This window comes from Holdemanella sp. DFI.5.55 (genome assembly GCF_020593575.1).
In the GTDB taxonomy this organism is placed as follows: domain Bacteria; phylum Bacillota_I; class Bacilli_A; order Erysipelotrichales; family Erysipelotrichaceae; genus Holdemanella; species Holdemanella hominis.
On sequence record NZ_JAJDMK010000213.1, the window covers coordinates 1 to 376 of the forward strand.

The window sequence follows — 376 nt, forward strand, 5'->3', positions numbered from 1 at the left end:
TGGGTATGGATCGGCTGTAGGCGTTGCGCGGCTGAATGTTGAAAAACAGATTATAGCCATGCTCCGGCTCATAGTAGACCACGGAGACCCAGTACTTAGTGCGCCAGCGATTGGTAAAGCAACGCTTGATTCGCTCACAGATCCTTTCGCTTTCAGTTTCTTTATTCCAAGCTTTGTCCACCGGCATGACCTCCTACCAACTGACTTCTTTCGATAAACGTGCCGCCTTTCTCCAAGCTGGACGCCCGCATGATTGACGTCTTGCCAAAGCGTTTGCGGATGGTGTCAACAGTGTCTTCCAGCTTAACCATGTCGTACTTGGGCGAATTGAACAGATAGAGCTGCTCGCCATAGCGGTCGGCCAAGCGAGTCGCGG

At 52.1% G+C, this 376-nt stretch carries 1 protein-coding gene and 1 pseudogene; both read right to left on the reverse strand.

Going from position 1 to position 376, the window contains the following annotated elements:
- Window positions 1-181 (reverse strand): hypothetical protein (locus LJE08_RS13855; RefSeq protein WP_227403560.1); only part of this gene is annotated, 181 nt, incomplete at its 3' end.
- Window positions 162-376, reverse strand: a pseudogene (locus LJE08_RS13860) (excinuclease ABC subunit A); the annotation flags it as partial. The pseudogene LJE08_RS13860 and the gene LJE08_RS13855, both read right to left, overlap by 20 nt.